Below are 1,689 nucleotides of genomic sequence, written 5' to 3' on the forward strand. Positions count from 1 at the left end.
AATCGAGCATCGTCGTAACGCATCTGCCGAAGGCATGATTACTGGTGCTGAGCTGTGCCTCGATGCCGTGGGATCAGAAATTGCACAGATGTTAAGCATTGACGAGGGCAGCCGAGAAATTGTGGCCTTAGGTGCTGGCGGTGATACGTGGGCTCAACGAGTTTCTGGCGCAATGCCTGTACCTTCCCGTTTAGCTCTGCAGTATTCCCGATTCAGCCCGGAAATGTGTTTGAGCATTGGGCTGGGCATTCCGGTAGAGGTGGACACTGACGAATGGGATCCTTCCGCCGTAGTGTTAATGCGATGGTTGTCCGCTACGGCCGATAACTCTGAAGAGTTTTTCAATCAAGTGGATCTCGCTGTGACCGGTATTGACCAGCGTGGATGCGTATTGGTAGTGGGGCCGGCTGATTTGCTCATTTCTTCTCAATCGGAGTACCTAAACACCGAGCGAAAGAACTGCCTGTGGCCGAGTCGAACCAGCTTGCAAACTTTACTTCGTTTTGCCGCGCTGCTACCTAAAGGATGGACTCGGCATTTGGGGCAAAAGCAACTTGCGTTGTGGGCTCTGCGGAATAGTGTCAATGCCGAAACCGCTAATGACGTGGTTGTTCTTGCGGATTATGCGGTGATGGATTTAGCCCCAGATTCAGTTCGTCATCTAGTCCGAGATGTATTAGCAGCTGTAGATAACCGGGTAAATCCGAGGTCGCATACCTTCCATAAAGCTGAGGTCATCCCGCAGCGTATCGCGCGGACGCGTGATTCTTTGATGCCGACATTGGAACGGCAAGTGTCGATTAGTGAAGCCGTGTCAATGACACAGTTGCGTGAGAGCGCGTCATCGATAGGCATTACTCCTTTCAATAACGCGTCTTTTGCTCAAGCGGGAAATCCGTATGCTCCGCGACGGAAGCAACTGGTCAACTGGGCGCAGGCGACGAACGGGCCCGAAGCGGTGGTGAAGTTGTTGTCGGGGTTCAAGCTTGCCGATATTAATGTAGCCAATCCTGATGGCACTGTGCCGGTGATTGGGCGAAGTGAATTGTTAGGGTTTGTACAGGTCGGTGAGCGAAAAGTGGATTTGCTGGAGTTGGAATTCAAGCTTCGGAATGCTCATTTGACCGAGCCGGGCGATGTTTTGTTTGCCTTTGATGGTAGCCCGCATGTGTTCGTGGAGTCTTCTGGCGGTGCGCTCGTTGAGGCGCCAGTGCAGGTTTTGAGGTGCAAGCAGACTCAGGGACGGACGAAAGAACTGCTGAAGAGGGTGACATCTCCGCATTTGTTGGCGCAGCAGCTCCGCAAGGTGAAGACGAAGAAGAAGGAATCGTGGTTGGTGCCGGTTGTGGATCGGCAGGACGCGGTTGCCTTTGAATCGGCTCTAGTGGAGGTCAATGCGAAGCGGCAGGAACTTCAGACTCAACTAGATCGGCTCGACAGTTTCCAATCGGAGCTGGGAGAGGCACTGGTCAGCGGCGCTATTAGAGCGGCGCCTGGTTAGCTCACGCGATAACTGTATGAAGCTCAGTGCTTCAACGAAACTAGAAAATAGCGAAAAGAAAAGAGCAGTGAGGAAAGAAAATGGTACGGAAGAAGAAGGAAGTGGCGCAGGTCCCTTCCACCTCTAAGGAAATTAAGGACACATTGTGGAAGTCCGCGGATAAGCTTCGCGGTTCTATGGATGCGTCG

General features: G+C 52.6%; 2 protein-coding genes. Both read left to right on the forward strand.

What is annotated here, in order from left to right; translation table 11 throughout:
* Positions 1-1,501, forward strand: a 1,501-nt coding sequence (locus BKN05_RS12375; RefSeq protein ID WP_286688770.1) for a DNA-binding protein, incomplete at its 5' end; no start/stop codon positions are given.
* Between the two features lie 80 nt (positions 1,502-1,581).
* A partial coding sequence (locus BKN05_RS12770) for a hypothetical protein (RefSeq protein WP_502686348.1) occupies positions 1,582-1,689 on the forward strand: 108 nt, incomplete at its 3' end.

This window comes from Corynebacterium sp. S5S1 (genome assembly GCF_001913985.1).
GTDB lineage: Bacteria > Actinomycetota > Actinomycetes > Mycobacteriales > Mycobacteriaceae > Corynebacterium > Corynebacterium marquesiae.